This is a genomic window from Sphaerisporangium sp. NBC_01403 (genome assembly GCF_045040145.1).
Classification (GTDB): domain Bacteria; phylum Actinomycetota; class Actinomycetes; order Streptosporangiales; family Streptosporangiaceae; genus Sphaerisporangium; species Sphaerisporangium viridialbum.
On the sequence record NZ_CP109534.1, the window covers coordinates 2,320,274 to 2,334,773 of the forward strand.

Genomic DNA, 14,500 nt, shown 5'->3' on the forward strand with positions numbered 1-14,500 from the left:
CCCGCGCACCCTCGGGATGCCGGCGTGCCGTGGTGGTCACGAATATGCGCCGGTTCACGGGCTGTTCCTCTGCTGGCTCCGATACCAGGAACGTACACGAATGGGCCCGTCGGAGGCTCGTGTGGCAGCCGGACCACCCGGATTCCAGCGGATTCCAAGAGATCGACAAGTCTCCCCGTCCAGGCTGGTCTCAAATGATCAACGAAGGACGGGGAACGGGGATGTACAGGTTGATCCGCTTACTCACTCGCGTGTCGCTCGGCGGCGCGCTGGTCGCGGGGTCGCTGCTGACGGGGAGCACCGCGCACGCCGACACCGCGCCGAGGGTCCGGGTCGTGCTGGAGAGCTTCACGGCCTGGGCCCTGGAGGAGAGCGGCCACGACGAGATCTACGTGACGGCCCAGCGGGGCAGCAAGGCTCAGAAGCTCTTCCCGCAGTCGGACTCCTACCTGTCGGTCGCCAGGTACGACTGCGTCTCCATCAACGGGGCCCCCTGCCCCGTGGGCAGCCGCCTGAGGAGCTTCAGCGCCGTCAACACACCGTCCTACCCGGCCGACGGCCAGCTCCTGTCGGTGGTCCTCTGGGACGACGACCTCGCGGGCGACGACGCGCTCGTCAGCGTGCCGCTCTGGCCGCACCCGATCAGCGAGAACGAGTACCACCGGGAGCGCGCCTTCATCAACGGCTACCACTATGAGCTCAATTTCCGGCTCGAACCGGCCTGGGCCTGAGGGAGGACAGCATGAGCACGTTCCTGTCGAGAATCACCGCCACCGCGGCCGCGTTGACATTGGCCGCGGTCCTGGCGCCGCCCGCCCACGCCGCCGCACCGAATCCGGAGACGGGGCCAAGGAAGATCATTTCAGAGAAGTCAGGGCTCACCCCGGGACCGCTCAAGCTGGTGCTCGGTTCCCTGGAGGCATATGCCCTGGAGGAGAGCGGCCGGGACGAGGTCCGCATCGAGGTCAAGGCCGGCGGCGGTGAGTGGTACAAGATGTGGCCGACCAACGGCACCGAGGCCAACACCTATGCCGGCAACTGCTGGGTCCTGACGAGCACCGCCGCGAACTGCTCGCCGGGATCGTCTCCGCTCCCCGCCGGGCCGTACGTCCACCTGACCCTGGTCCCCGGCGCCCGGTTCACGATCGAGGTGTGGGAGGACGATGTCATCGGCGATGACCTGCTGCTGAGCATCCCGGTGACCGTCATGGGCGGCACGCAGATGATCGACGCCTCGACTCCCCCCGGCAAGGGGTTCAAGTACCGCTTGGTCGCCCGCATCGAGTGACGAGAACCGGACCGGTTCCGACGACTGAATGATCAGGGTTCCGCCGATGGACCCTGATCACCGGTGTGGGCCGGGCGTACGGAAAGGGCGGTGCAGCCGACAGGACCGGAATTCGGTTATCGGTAGGCTGAAGTGCATGACGACGCCTGCGGAACGCTATGCCGCCTTCCGTGAAAAGCATGCAGACAGCGGGCCGGCTCTCACCTCCTTCCGCGGCCTGTACGACTTCGAGCTGGACGAGTTCCAGCTGGACGCCTGCCGCGCGCTGGAGGCGGGGGACGGCGTGCTGGTAGCGGCCCCCACCGGCTCAGGCAAGACCGTCGTGGGCGAGTTCGCCGTCCACCTCGCCCTGGAGCAGGGCAGCAAGTGCTTCTACACCACGCCGATCAAGGCGCTCTCCAACCAGAAGTACAACGATCTTGTACGCCGCTACGGGGCCAAGAACGTCGGGCTGCTCACCGGCGACAACAGCGTCAACGGCGACGCGCCCATCGTGGTGATGACCACCGAGGTGCTGCGCAACATGCTCTACGCCGGCTCCACGACGCTCGCCGGGCTGAGCCACGTGGTCATGGACGAGGTGCACTACCTCGCCGACCGCTTCCGCGGCGCCGTCTGGGAAGAGGTCATCATCCACCTCCCCGAGTCCGTGCGGGTCGTCGCCCTGTCGGCGACGGTCAGCAACGCCGAGGAGTTCGGCGAGTGGCTCGGCGAGGTGCGCGGCGACACCACGGTGATCGTCGACGAGCACAGGCCGGTCCCCCTGTGGCAGCACATGCTGGTCGGCGACAAGCTGTACGACCTGTTCGTCGACGAGGACAACCGGCCCCGCATCAACCCCGGCCTCATTCGGATCTCCAGGGACGAGCAGCGCCTGGCCCAGGCGCGCGGCAGGCGCGGCTACTCGAGGCCGCGCCGCTCCGCCAACGGCGTCAGCCGCTCCGACGCCATCGAGAAGCTCGACTCCGAGGGCCTGCTGCCGGCGATCACCTTCATCTTCTCCCGGGCCGGCTGCGACGCGGCCGTACTGCAGTGCCTGCACGCCGGCATCAGGCTCACCACCGACAGCGAGCGCCACGAGATCCGCCAGATCGTCGACGAGCGCACCTCGCACCTGCCCGACGAGGACCTCTCGGTGCTCGGCTACCTCGAATGGCGCGACTGCCTGGAGCGGGGCCTCGCCGCCCACCACGCCGGCATGCTCCCGGCCTTCAAGGAGGTCGTCGAGGAGCTGTTCACCCGGGGCCTGGTCAAGGCCGTGTTCGCCACCGAGACCCTGGCGCTGGGCATCAACATGCCCGCCAGGTCCGTCGTCATCGAGAAGCTCGACAAGTGGAACGGCGAGACCCACGCCGACCTGACCCCCGGCGAGTACACCCAGCTCACCGGGCGTGCCGGGCGGCGCGGCATCGACGTCGAGGGCCACGCCGTGGTCGCCTGGCAGCCCGGCATGGACCCTGTGGCGGTGGCGGGCCTGGCGAGCACCCGCACCTACCCGCTGCGCTCCAGCTTCCGCCCCTCGTACAACATGGCCGTCAACCTGGTCGGCCAGGTGGGCAGGGAGCGTGCCCGCACCCTGCTGGAGGCCTCGTTCGCCCAGTTCCAGGCCGACCGGGCGGTCGTCGGCATCGCCAAGCAGGTGCGGCGGGCCGAGGAGGCGCTCGACGGCTATTCCGAGGCGATGACCTGCCACCTCGGCGACTTCCAGGAGTACGCCCGGATGCGCAGGGACCTGTCCGACAAGGAGGCCGACCTCTCGCGCCAGCGCGGTACGGCCCGGCGGGCGCAGGCCGTGCGCTCCCTGGAGGCGCTGAAGCCCGGTGACGTGATCCGCGTCCCCGGCGGCAGGCGCGCCGGCCTCGCCGTCATCCTCGATCCCGGGCTCACCATGCGCACCGAGGGCCCCTCGCCGCTGGTGCTGACGATCGGCAAGCAGGTCAAGCGGCTGTCGGCGGCCGACTTCCCCGTGCCGGTGGAGCCGGTCGAGCGCCTGCGCATCCCGAAGGGGTTCAACCCCCGGGCGCCCAAGGACCGCGCCAACCTCGTCGCCACCCTGCACGCCAAGATCGGCGACCGGGACCTCGGCCGTCCCGTCCGGGTCCGCGACCACGACGCCGACAGCATGCTGGCCAGGGACGCCACGCCCGGCACCCCCGAGTGGGAGATCGCCGAGCTGCGCCGCCGGCTGCGCGCCCACCCCTGCCACGGCTGCGACCAGCGCGAGGACCACGCCCGCTGGGCCGAGCGCTACTACAAGCTGCTCCGCGAGACCGAGGGCCTGCGGCGGCGGGTCGAGAGCAGGTCCCACGTGATCGCCCGCACCTTCGACCGGGTCTGCGGGGTCCTCGACCAGCTCGGCTACCTGGAGGGCGAGGCCGTCACGCCCGAGGGCCGCAGGCTCGCCCAGCTCTACACCGAGCTCGACCTGCTCACCGCCGAATGCCTGCGCGCCGGCATCTGGGAGGAGCTGGACCCGGCAGAGCTGGCCGCGTGCGTGTCGTCCCTGGTGTTCGAGTCCCGGCAGGCCGACGACGCGCGGCAGCCGAAGATCCCGGCGGGTGGCGCCAAGGAGGCGCTGGCCTCGACGGTGCGCATCTTCGCCGAGCTGGAGGACATCGAGCGCGACCACGGGCTGTCGTTCATCAGGGAGCCCGACTTCGGGTTCGCCTGGGCCGCCTTCCGCTGGGCCAAGGGCCACAGCCTCGACGCGGTGCTCACCGACGGCGACCTCGCCGCGGGCGACTTCGTGCGCTGGGTCAAGCAGCTGCTCGACCTGCTCGACCAGGTCGGCAAGGCGGCGCCCCCCGGCAGCAAGGTCAAGCAGAACGCCGCCAAGGCCATCGACGCCCTCCGCCGCGGCGTCGTGGCCTACTCCTCCGTGGCCTGACCTGCCCTCCGCGCCCCTCCGCGCGCAATGCGGGAGGGGCGCGGGTCAGGCGAGGGTGAACCGCACCTCTCGCGTGACGAGGTCGGCCCGGGTCAGCCGCACCTGCACCCTCGCGCCGAGGGGCAGCCCCTCGCCGTCGCACCGGGCGACCACGGCGGGGTCGGCCACCTGCACCACCCCGCCCGCCTTGCCGTCCTCGGCGTCCACCACGACGGCGTCGAAGGTCTGCCCGACGCGGTCGCGCAGCACGAAGGCCTCCACCAGGTCGACGCAGGCGCGCTCGACGGCGGCGGCCCGGCGCCCGGTGCCCGCCATGAGCGCGGGAAGCCCTTCGAGGGCCTCCTGCACCGGCTCCGGCACCGGCACGCCCTCCGCCACGGCCAGGCAGACCTCGGTGCCGTAGCGGTCGACCAGGCGGCGCAGGGGAGCGGTCACATGGGCGTACGGCGCGGCGACGGCGGCGTGGGTGGCGTCCCTCGGCGGCTCGCCGTTGAACGCGGTGTACCCGGCGCCGCGCAGCAGCACCGTCGACTCCTGGAGGAATGCCGCGTTGCCGGGGATCTTGGGGTCGAGGCTCCGCACGACCTCGCCGAAGGCGGCGCCCTCCGGCCAGGGCACGCCGAGCGCCGCGGCGATCCTGCGGACGCGCGCGACGGTGTCCTGCGGGGCGGGCGGCAGCGTGCGCAGCACGCCCATCTCGGCGTCGAGCATCATCGCGGCGGCGGCCATGCCGGTCATGAGGGAGATCTGCGCGTTCCAGTCCTCGGCGGCGAGCGGCGTGCGGAACTCGACGCGGTAGCCGTCCCCGTGGCCGACGACCTCCTGCTCGGGCGTGGGCAGGCTCACCCCGCCCCGCTCGCGTTCGAGCTCGAAGCGGAGCCCGCCGACGATGGGCAGCAGGCGCAGGGTGCCGTCGGCGGTGCCGGTGTCGATCGCCGCCTGCACGTAGTCGTAGTCGAGCCGCTCGCGGCTGCGCACCAGCGCCCGGCTCACGTCGGCCCCCACGGTGCGCCCGTCGGAGTCGAGGTCGACGCACCACAGCGCGGCCGGCCGCACGACGCCGGGCAGCAGGCTGGCCGCCCCCTCGGACAGCGCCGGCGGATGCAGCGGGACGCGCGCGTCCGGCATGTAGACGGTCTCGCCGCGCTTCCTGGCCTCGCCGTCGATCACCCCGCCCGGTGGCACGAACCAGGCGACGTCGGCGATGGCGTACCAGACCCGGTAGCCGCGGGGCCGCTCCTCGATGCACACCGCCTGGTCGAGGTCCATCGACCCGCGGGGGTCGACGGTCAGCAGCGGCAGGTCGGTGCGGTCTGGCAGGGAGGGCAGCGGAGCCGAGGCGACCCGGGCCGCCTCCTCCAGCACGGGAAGGGGGAACTCCCCGGGGAGGTCCAGCTCGCCGCGGATGCGCTCGAAGCCCTCGGCGAGCCGCGGCGCGTCGGACACATGGATCGTTTTGGGACGCACATCGAGGATCCTAGGGGGCCAGCGTGGCGAGCAGGCGATTCAAGGGGTTGTCCAGGCCATAGCGGTCGGCCAGGGCGACCAGCCTCTCGGGATCGCGCGGCGCGGACGGGCGGGCGATGGAGACCTCGGGCAGCGGCGCGTCGTGGGCGACCTTCACCACCGCCGGGGCGACCGCGAGGTAGTCGCGGGCCTTTCCGAGCTTGAGGCGGCTGCCCGCCGGGAACCCGTCGGTGACCCCCTCGTCGATCGCCTTCAGCATGGCGTCGAGGGAGCCGAACCGGGTGACGAGGGCGGCGGCCGTCTTGTCGCCGACCCCGGGGACGCCGGGGAGGCCGTCGCTGGGGTCGCCGCGCAGGGTGGCGAAGTCGGCGTAGGCGCGGCCGGGGATGCCGTACTTGGCGGACACCTCGGCCTCGTCGATCACCTGGAGGTTGCGAATGCCCTTTATCGTGTAAAGGACGCGGCACGGCTGATCGTCGTTCACGAGCTGGAACAGGTCGCGGTCGCCGGTGACGATCTCGACCTCCCCGGCGGCGCGTGCGGTGTACGTGCCGATCACGTCGTCGGCCTCGTACCCCGGCACGCCGACCCGGGCGATGCCCACGGCGTCGAGCACCTGCTCGATCACCGGAACCTGCGGGACGAGGGTGTCGGGGACCTCCTCCTGGTGGCCGGTCGCCACCCGGTGGGCCTTGTAGGACGGGATCGCCGCCACCCGGAAGGCGGGCCGCCAGTCGGCGTCCATGCATGCCACGATCTCGTCGGGGGAGTGGCCGCGGACCAGCGTGGCGATCATGTCGATCAGCCCCCTGACGGCATTGACCGGCATGCCGTCGGGGGCGGTCATCGACTCCGGGATCCCGTAGAACGCCCGGAAGTACAGCGATGGGGTGTCGAGAAGCATCAGCCCTGGCATGGGCCTATCCTTCCAGCACTCCCACGGCGAGCAGACAGATATCGTCCTCGGGGTTCGGACCGCCGACCGACTCGACCAGCATGTCGAGCTTCTCGGCGAGGCAGGCGTCCCACGTCAGGGTCTCGGCCGCCGCGACGGTGAGCGCCAGGCCCTCGTCGATGTCGCGCCCGCGCCGCTCCACCAGGCCGTCGGTGAACAGCAGGAGCAGGTCGCCGGGGCACAGGCTCAGGCTGCCCAGCGCGTACGGCAGCTCGAGGCTCGCGCCGAGCACCACGCCCTCGGGAGGGCTCAGCTGCCTGGCCACCCCGCCCCGCACGAGGATCGGGGGCGGATGGCCCGCCTGCGCCCAGGTGAACAGGCCGGTCAGAGGGTCGAGATGGCCGACGATGGCGGTGGCGGTGCCCTCGCCCATGCGATGGCACACCAGCCGGTTGAGCCAGGCCAGCAGCCGGTCGGGGGGCTCCCCGGTCATGGCGAGCCCCACCAGGGCGTGGCGGAGCTGCGCCATCTGGGCGATCGCGGGCAGGCCGTGCCCTGCGACGTCGCCGATGGCCAGCAGCACCCGCCCGTCGGGCAGCGTGGTCGCCTCGTACCAGTCGCCGCCCAGGCTGGAGGTCTTCTCGGCCGGGACGTAGCGCACGGCGATGTGGGCGCTCGGCAGCAGGATCGACCCGCCGGTATCGGGCAGGATCGCGTCACGCAGGGCCGCCGAGACGCGCCGCGCCTCGGCGGCCTTCTGGCGTGCCTGCAGGAGCTGCCTCCGGGACTCCCACATGATCCGCTGTGCGTGGGCGAGCCGCGCGCGCAGCCGCAGGACCGTCTCGGTGGTCGTCAGCGGCGCGGGGCCGTGGGGGAGTGCAGCCTCTGGGTCGTTAGGTGGGGGGAGGGGTGGCGGTGAGCCGCCCACTACGCCGACCATGTAGCAGCTCGCTCTCAAAACACCGGGTAGTTGGAGTATTAAGGAGCGGATCGTGATCGCTCCTATGCGAATAGTAGTCAGTCCGGGGAAACGGTGAGGGGTGTTTCCTGTGGTGACAGGGGTGTCCCCGGCGGATGACGTGGGGGTGGACCTCCCGGCGCCGGGGTGCCGGGGCCGGGGAGGCAGGTGGTGCGGGCGTGGGAATACCGGTGGAATACATTGGTCGGTGTGACAACGACGTCCTCTGATCTCTACCCCGTGAGCCGCGTCGCGGACGTGCGCGAGGCCGCCGCCGCCGCGGGCATCGACGCCCTGCTCCTGACCCCGGGCCCCGACCTCCGCTACGTCTCCGGCTACGACGCGCTTCCGCTCGAGCGGCTCACCTGCCTGGTGGTGCCCGCCGGCGGTGAGGCGTTCATGGTGGTGCCGAGGCTGGAGCTGGCCGCCGCGCAGGCCTCGCCGGCCGCGCGCCTCGGGCTGGAGTTCGTCCCCTGGGACGAGACCGACGATCCGTACTCCCTGGTGGCGCACAGGATCGGCCGGGTGGCCACCGTCGGGCTGGCCGACCGCATGTGGGCCATGCAGTCGCTGCGCTTCCGCTCCGTCCTGCCGCAGACCGAGCAGGTGCTGGCCGGGTCGGCGCTGCGGGAGCTGCGCATGCGCAAGAGCCCCGCCGAGGTCGCCGCGCTGCGCGAGGCGGGCGCCGCGATCGACGCCGTGCACGCCCAGGTGCCCGGCCTGCTCAAGGCGGGCCGCACCGAGCGCGAGGTGGGCAAGGACATCGCCGAGGCGATCATCGCCGCCGGGCACGTCACCGTCGACTTCGTCATCGTGGGCTCCGGCCCGAACGGCGCCAGCCCCCACCACGAGCTGTCCGACCGCGTCATCCAGGCGGGCGACCCCGTGGTGATCGACATCGGCGGCCAGATGCCGAGCGGATACTGCTCGGACTCCACCCGCGTCTACTGCGTGGGCGAGCCTCCCGCCGACTTCGCGGCGTACTACGAGGTGCTGCGCCGCGCCCAGGACGCCGCCTGTGAGGCCGTACGGCCCGGCGTGCCGTGCGAGGCGGTCGACGCCGCGGCCAGGGAGATCATCACCGACGCCGGCCACGGTGACCGCTTCATCCACCGCACCGGCCACGGCATCGGGCTGGAGACCCACGAGGAGCCCTACATCGTCTCGGGCAACGCCGAGCCGCTGGCGCCGGGCTTCGCGTTCTCCGTCGAGCCGGGCATCTACCTTCCCGGCCGGCACGGCGCCCGCATCGAGGACATCCTCGTCTGCACCGAGACGGGCGGGGAGCGCCTCAACGACCAGCCCCGCGACCTCGTCATCGTGTGACCGAGGGCATGACCCCCCATGAGAAGTGACCCCCTGTGACCCGGAGTGCATCGATGGCGGTCGACCGCGCCCTGCCCACCCCCGAAGCCCATGACCTGCTCGACCTGGTCAGAGACCTGATCGCCAAGGAGGTCGCGCCCCGCGCGGCGGGCGACGAGGCCGAGGGCCGTTTCCCCCGCGACGTGTTCGCGACCCTCGGCCGCGCGGGGCTGCTCGGCCTTCCCTATCCCGAGGAGTACGGCGGGGGCGAGCAGCCGTACGAGGTGTACCTGCAGGTCGTCGAGGAGCTGGCGGGCGCGTTCCTGGCCGTCGGGCTCGGCCTGTCGGTGCACACGCTGTCGTGCTTCCCCGTCGCCGCGTACGCCTCGCGGGAACGCCGGGCCGCGCTCCTGCCCGGCATGATCGGCGGCGAGCTCCTCGGCGCGTACTGCCTGTCGGAGCCGCAGTCCGGGTCGGACGCCGCCGCCCTCACCACCCGGGCCGTGGCCGGTGACGACGGCGGTTACATCGTGAACGGCGTGAAGGCCTGGACCACCCACGGAGGCGTGGCCGACTTCTACACCCTCATGGCGCGCACCTCGGGCGAAGGGGCCCGCGGCATCTCGTGCTTCCACGTGCCCGCGTCCTCGCCGGGCCTGTCGTTCGCCCGGCCTGAGCGCAAGATGGGCATGCGGTCCTCGCCGACCGCCCAGGTTCGTCTCGACTCCGTACGGCTCGCGCCGGACGCGCTGGTCGGGTCCGCGGGAGAGGGGTTCCGCATCGCGATGGCGGCGCTGGACGGCGGGCGGCTCGGCATCGCGGCGTGCGCGGTGGGAGTGGCCCAGGCCGCCCTCGACACCGCCACGTCCTACGCCCGCGAGCGCCGCCAGTTCGGCTCGCGCATCGCCGACTTCCAGGGCCTCGGCTTCATGCTCGCCGACATGGCCACCCAGGTCGCCGCCGCGCGTGCGCTGTACCTGGACGCCGCCCGGCTGCGCGACGCCGGCCGTCCGTACGGCACGCGGGCCGCGATGGCCAAGCTGTTCGCCACCGACACGGCCATGAAGGTCACCACCGACGCGGTGCAGGTGCTCGGCGGGTACGGCTACGTCGAGGACTTCCCGGTCGAACGCCTCATGCGCGAGGCCAAGGTCCTCCAGATAGTCGAGGGCACCAACCAGATCCAGCGCCTGGTGATCAGCCGCGCCCTCACCAAGGACGGCCCATCGTGACGTCCCCGCACGCCGGCACCCCACCGGACCGGACCACCACAGGCCCGTCCAGGTGACCCGATGACCGCCGGTCCGCCCGCCTAGGGCGAGCCCGGTGGCTCGGGTGAGCCGGTGGCGGTGTTAGGTTCGCGCATGCGCTACAAACGGCTCGGGAACAGTGATCTGCGGGTGCCGGTCCTGTCCTTCGGCTGCGGCAACTTCGGCGGCGTCGGCTCGGCGCCGCGCCTGTTCGGCAAGGGGGACGACGAGCGGTCCGCCTTCACGATGCTGGACGCCGCGCTCGACGAGGGCATCACGATGTTCGACACGGCGAACTCCTACGGGGGCGGCAGGTCGGAGGAGTGGCTCGGCCGGTGGCTGGCCGGCCGCGGGGTCCGTGATCAGGTCATGGTGACGACGAAGGTCGGCAACCCGGTGGGCCGGGACCCTCGGGACGCCGGGCTGTCCGCGCGCCACATCGGGCAGCAGATCGACGTGAGCCTGCGGCGGCTGCGAACCGACCGCGTCGACCTCTACCTGACCCACGTCTTCGACCCGGCCACGCCGATCGAGGAGACGGTCGGCGCCTTCGACGAGCTCGTGCGGGCGGGAAAGATCCGCCACTACGGGATGAGCAACTTCAGCGGCGCGCGGCTCGACGACGCGGTGGCCGCCGTCCGGCCCGGCGGCGCCGCGCCGGTCAACCTGCAGGCCGGCTACAACCTGCTCGACCGCGGGCCCGAGACCTCCGACTTCCCGGCCTGCGCCCGCCACGGGATCGGCTTCACCGCCTACAGTCCCCTCGCGGGAGGCTGGCTGACCGGCAAGTACCGGGCCGGCCGCGAGGTCCCCGCCGGTTCGCGGCTCGCGCTGATGCCGGACTGGTATGGCCACCTGCCCAGGGACGCCACATTCCGGATCGTCGCGCGGTTCGAGGAGGCCGCCGCCGAGCGGGGCGTGACGCCCGCGACGCTCGCGGTGGCATGGGTGATCTCCGACCCGGCCGTCGCGGCGGCGATCATCGCCCCGCGCACGCCGGAGCACCTCGCGGCCATGCGCGCCGCCCTGGACGTCCCCCTGATGGCGCAGGACCGCGCGGCGATCGCGGAAACGACCGCCGACCCCGCCGAGGGGTGACCGCAACCACGGGTTCGTCGGGGATTTTGGTTGCTAAGGTTGGCAATTGCAGAGATAGCGACATCGACAGGAGTGGCGAGGCCAATGGGACGCGGCAGGGCCAAGGCCAAGCAGACGAAGGTCGCCCGTGAGCTGAAGTACAGCGGCGGCGGCACCGACCTGGACCGTCTTAGGCACGAGTTGGGAGTCGCGGACAGGGCCGCGCGCGGACGCGAAGCCGAGCCCGCCGACGGACTCTCCGGCGACGCCGATGAGAACGGCCACGCCGGCTGAGTCCGGGAGCCGCCGGATCCTCCCCTGCCGGTGTTCGACGCGGCATGGCGCCGGCGACGGTGATCAGGGGTCGCGGTGGTCGGAGAGGATGGGGGCGTGAACGAGGCGATGAAGAGGGGCGCCGCGTTGAGCGCGCCCCTGTACCAGCTGAAAGCGGAGTTCTTCAAGACGCTTGGGCATCCCGCGCGGATCAGGGTGCTGGAGCTGCTGAGCGAGCGTGAGTACGCGGTGGCCGAGATGCTGCCCGAGGTCGGCATCGAGGCGGCGCACCTGTCCCAGCAGCTCGCGGTGCTGCGCCGCGCGAACCTGGTGGTGACCCGCAAGGAGGGCGCCACCGTCTTCTACACGCTGACCAGCCCGCATGTGGCGGAACTTCTCGCGGTCGCGCGCAAGATCCTCACCGGGGTGCTGTCGGGGCAGGCCGACATACTGGAGGACCTCCGCGCCGCGGGCGGCGGGCACTGAGAGCCCGGTCCGCCGGGCTGATCATCGCATGGCCGTCTGAGCCTCCTCCTCCTCCTGCACCGGTGCGGTCCGCACGGGGTTCCTCCTCCGGTGCAGGAGCGTCATGAGGCCTCCCGCGGCGAGCCCCCAGAACGCGGCGCCCACTCCGAGCAGAGTCAACCCCGACGCGGTCACCACGAAGGTCACCACCGCCGCCTCCCGGCCCTCGGGCTCGGCCACGGCCGTGGTGACCGCCGAGGCGAGCGCGCCGATCAGCGCCAGGCCGGCGACGGCCTCGATCAGCAAGGGCGGGGAGAGGACGACGAGCGCGGTGGCCAGGCCCGCGCCGACGCCCAGGACGATCATTGAGCCCCCGGCCGCCACCGAGGCGATCCACCGGCGGCTCGGGTCGGCCTCGGCGTCCGGTCCGGCGGCCAAGGCGGCGGTGATGGCCGCCAGGTTCACCGCGTGGCCGCCGAGGGGAGCCCCGAGGACGCCGGCCAGGCCGGTGGCGACCAGGATCCCGCGCAGCGGCGGACGGTAGCCGTAGCCGGCCAGGACCGCCATGCCCGGGACGTTCTGCGAGGCCATGGTGACCAGGAAGAGAGGGAGGGCGATGCTGACCATCGCCGAGGCGCTCCACGCGGGGACGGTCAGCTCGGCGACCGGCCGCGCGTCGACCGTGCCCAGCCCCGGCCCCGCCAGCGTGATCGCCGCGATCGCGACGAGCAGGGCCACGGGGATCGCCCACTTGCGGGCGAAGCGGCTGAGCAGCGCCCAGGTGAGCACCACGGGACCGGCCATCCACGGGATCTCGCCGAGCGCCCGCGCCGGAGCCACGCACAGGTCGAGCAGGACCCCGGCGAGCATGGCACTGGCGATCGGGGTGGGGATGGCCGCGATCAAGCGGCCCAGCGCGGGGAACAGGCCCGCGGCGGTGATGAGCAGCCCGCAGACCACGAACGCGCCCACCGCGACGGGGAACCCGCCCTCCACGGCACCGGTGGACACCAGCAATGCCGCGCCCGGGGTGGACCAGGCGATGGTGATCGGCAGGCGCCGCCGCACGCTGAGCAGGATGGCGACCACGCCGTTGGCCAGGCAGAGCGCGAGCAGCCCTGACGCCGCCTGCGCCTGGTCGGCTCCCACGGCCCGGAGCCCGGCCAGGACCACGGCGAAGGAGCTGGCGAAGCCGACGATGGCCGTCACCACCCCCGCCAGCACGGGTTGCAACAGGCGAGTCATGCCATGATCCCCTCAGAGTGTTCCGTATACGGAACGCCGTCATGCTGGCACCATAGCCTCATGGACCGCGCGCACGAAAGCCCCATCCCCCCGTGAACGCCGACGCGACCGACCTAGGACGGCGAATCCGCAGGTTGCGCCAGGAACGCGGCATATCCCTATCTGAGCTCGCCCGGCGCGCCGGGGTCGGCAAGGCCACGCTGTCCGGGTTGGAGAACGGCACCCGGAACCCCACGCTGGAGACCCTCTGGGCGGTCACGGCCCAGCTCGGCGTCCCGCTGGCGGTCGCGCTCGGCCCGAACCCCCTCATCCAAGGCACCGCCGTGCACGGCGTGCTGCTCCACGTCTTCCAGGACGAGGCCGTGACCTACGAGCTCTACCGGCTGGTGGTCCGGGCGGGGGGCACGCAGATCTCCCCGGCCCACCACCAGGGCGTCACCGAGCACATCACCGTCTTCTCCGGAACCCTCCAGGCGGGGCCGGTGGACTCACCTCTGCTCGCCGGACCCGGCGAGCACATCACCTGGCCGTCGGACGTCCAGCACAGCTACGCCGCGATCGGCGGCCAGGACGTCCACGCCAGCCTCCTCATGCGCTACCCGCACCCCTGATGCCGGCGGGCAGGGCTCTCACGCCGGTCGCACGAGCCGCCCGCACGGCTCAGGCGAGGCAGCGCAGAGCGCTGCGGACGCGCGGGTCGAGCGGGTGGCCCTCGGGCAGCCGCCCGACCGTCGCCTCGACGAAGTCCGCCGCGGACAGCTCCACCGTCAGGCCGTCCACCCGCCCGCGGATGCGGTCGCCGTCGCGCTCCACCTGGGCGTTCGACTTCCGTTCCGCGAGGGCGACCAGGCCGAACCGAACCCGCCACTCCAGGCGGAAGCCCGCCTCCTCCGCTGATACCGGCGCCCCCACGTCATCGGCGTGCGTGGCGTACTCGGAGTCGTAGTGGAAGGTCTGCAGGCCCGCCGGATAGGGCCCGGCGGCGGTCCGGATCAGCGTGTCGCGGCCGAGTTCGCGCATCCGCCGGCGCGTCTCCCCGTTCTTCTCCCGCCACTCGCGCAGCACCTGCTCGACCGGCAGGCCCCGGCGCCGCCGTACGCACCAGTCGTTGAATCGGTCGACCCACCCGTACGCGTCGTCGACGGGGATGCCCTCGCGCTCCAGCATCCTGAAAAATCCCTCGATATCCCCGGTGAGACACGCGTGGTTGTAGAGCTCCTCACCCGCGAGGTGGGCGAGGACGTCGCGGACCGACCACCCCGCGCACCGGGTCGGGCCATTCCAGCCCTCCTCGCCGAGGGAGGAGAAGAAGCGGTCGAGCCGCTCCGCCTCGGCGTCGAATATGTCGAACGGGTCGAGATCCTGGAGCAGGTCCGATTCGGAAGTCATA

14 protein-coding genes are annotated in these 14,500 nt (G+C 72.2%); 9 read left to right on the forward strand and 5 right to left on the reverse strand.

The genetic code is table 11. The features are described from left to right. Nucleotides 1-221: 221 nt before the first annotated feature. From OG589_RS10200 to OG589_RS10210, 3 genes are all read left to right on the forward strand, one after another. Nucleotides 222-731, forward strand: coding sequence for a hypothetical protein (locus tag OG589_RS10200; RefSeq protein WP_405148176.1), 510 nt, complete (start codon nt 222-224; stop codon nt 729-731). An 11-nt stretch (nt 732-742) separates the two neighbouring features. Continuing rightward, a complete protein-coding gene (locus OG589_RS10205) occupies nt 743-1,288 on the forward strand; it encodes a hypothetical protein (protein ID WP_405148178.1) in 546 nt (181 codons plus the stop codon). A gap of 136 nt (nt 1,289-1,424) precedes the next feature. Next, complete coding sequence (locus OG589_RS10210; RefSeq protein ID WP_405148180.1) at nt 1,425-4,175, forward strand: DEAD/DEAH box helicase; 2,751 nt, start codon at nt 1,425-1,427, stop codon at nt 4,173-4,175. 45 nt (nt 4,176-4,220) lie between these two features. Here OG589_RS10210 and OG589_RS10215 read toward each other — a convergent pair whose 3' ends face one another. Genes OG589_RS10215 through OG589_RS10225 form a run of 3 tightly spaced genes read right to left on the reverse strand, consistent with a single transcriptional unit; the run spans nt 4,221 to nt 7,477 of the window. Beyond that, nucleotides 4,221-5,642, reverse strand: coding sequence for an RNB domain-containing ribonuclease (locus OG589_RS10215; RefSeq protein WP_405148181.1), 1,422 nt, complete (start codon nt 5,640-5,642; stop codon nt 4,221-4,223). A 10-nt stretch (nt 5,643-5,652) separates the two neighbouring features. Beyond that, entirely contained in the window at nt 5,653-6,558 is a 906-nt protein-coding gene (locus OG589_RS10220; RefSeq protein ID WP_405148183.1) for a 5'-3' exonuclease H3TH domain-containing protein, read from the reverse strand. Between the two features lie 4 nt (nt 6,559-6,562). Further along, a complete protein-coding gene (locus OG589_RS10225) occupies nt 6,563-7,477 on the reverse strand; it encodes a PP2C family protein-serine/threonine phosphatase (RefSeq protein ID WP_405148185.1) in 915 nt (304 codons plus the stop codon). Between the two features lie 228 nt (nt 7,478-7,705). On the opposite strand from OG589_RS10225, the gene OG589_RS10230 reads away from it, so the two are divergent. The 5 genes from OG589_RS10230 to OG589_RS10250 all read left to right on the forward strand — a co-directional run bounded on the left by OG589_RS10230 (nt 7,706) and on the right by OG589_RS10250 (nt 11,886). Continuing rightward, nucleotides 7,706-8,821 (forward strand): M24 family metallopeptidase, encoded by a 1,116-nt coding sequence (locus OG589_RS10230; protein ID WP_405148186.1) that lies wholly within the window; start codon nt 7,706-7,708, stop codon nt 8,819-8,821. Between the two features lie 53 nt (nt 8,822-8,874). Beyond that, nucleotides 8,875-10,032: an acyl-CoA dehydrogenase family protein gene (locus tag OG589_RS10235; protein WP_405148188.1), complete on the forward strand. Its 1,158-nt coding sequence runs from the start codon at nt 8,875-8,877 to the stop codon at nt 10,030-10,032. A 132-nt stretch (nt 10,033-10,164) separates the two neighbouring features. Next, the gene (locus OG589_RS10240) at nt 10,165-11,148 is read left to right on the forward strand and encodes an aldo/keto reductase (RefSeq protein WP_405148190.1); all 984 of its coding nucleotides are present in this window, start codon (nt 10,165-10,167) and stop codon (nt 11,146-11,148) included. Nucleotides 11,149-11,232: 84 nt separating this feature from the next. Next, complete coding sequence (locus tag OG589_RS10245) at nt 11,233-11,421, forward strand: DUF3073 domain-containing protein (protein ID WP_405148191.1); 189 nt, start codon at nt 11,233-11,235, stop codon at nt 11,419-11,421. A gap of 108 nt (nt 11,422-11,529) precedes the next feature. After that, on the forward strand, nt 11,530-11,886 hold the full coding sequence (locus OG589_RS10250; RefSeq protein ID WP_405152004.1) for an ArsR/SmtB family transcription factor: 357 nt from the start codon (nt 11,530-11,532) through the stop codon (nt 11,884-11,886). A gap of 21 nt (nt 11,887-11,907) precedes the next feature. Here OG589_RS10250 and OG589_RS10255 read toward each other — a convergent pair whose 3' ends face one another. Beyond that, nucleotides 11,908-13,110, reverse strand: coding sequence for a benzoate/H(+) symporter BenE family transporter (locus OG589_RS10255; protein WP_405148192.1), 1,203 nt, complete (start codon nt 13,108-13,110; stop codon nt 11,908-11,910). Nucleotides 13,111-13,202: 92 nt separating this feature from the next. Between OG589_RS10255 and OG589_RS10260 the strand changes: the two genes are divergently transcribed. Continuing rightward, entirely contained in the window at nt 13,203-13,721 is a 519-nt protein-coding gene (locus OG589_RS10260) for a helix-turn-helix domain-containing protein (protein ID WP_405148193.1), read from the forward strand. A gap of 49 nt (nt 13,722-13,770) precedes the next feature. Here OG589_RS10260 and OG589_RS10265 read toward each other — a convergent pair whose 3' ends face one another. Continuing rightward, complete coding sequence (locus OG589_RS10265) at nt 13,771-14,499, reverse strand: maleylpyruvate isomerase family mycothiol-dependent enzyme (protein WP_405148194.1); 729 nt, start codon at nt 14,497-14,499, stop codon at nt 13,771-13,773. Nucleotide 14,500: the final 1 nt, after the last annotated feature.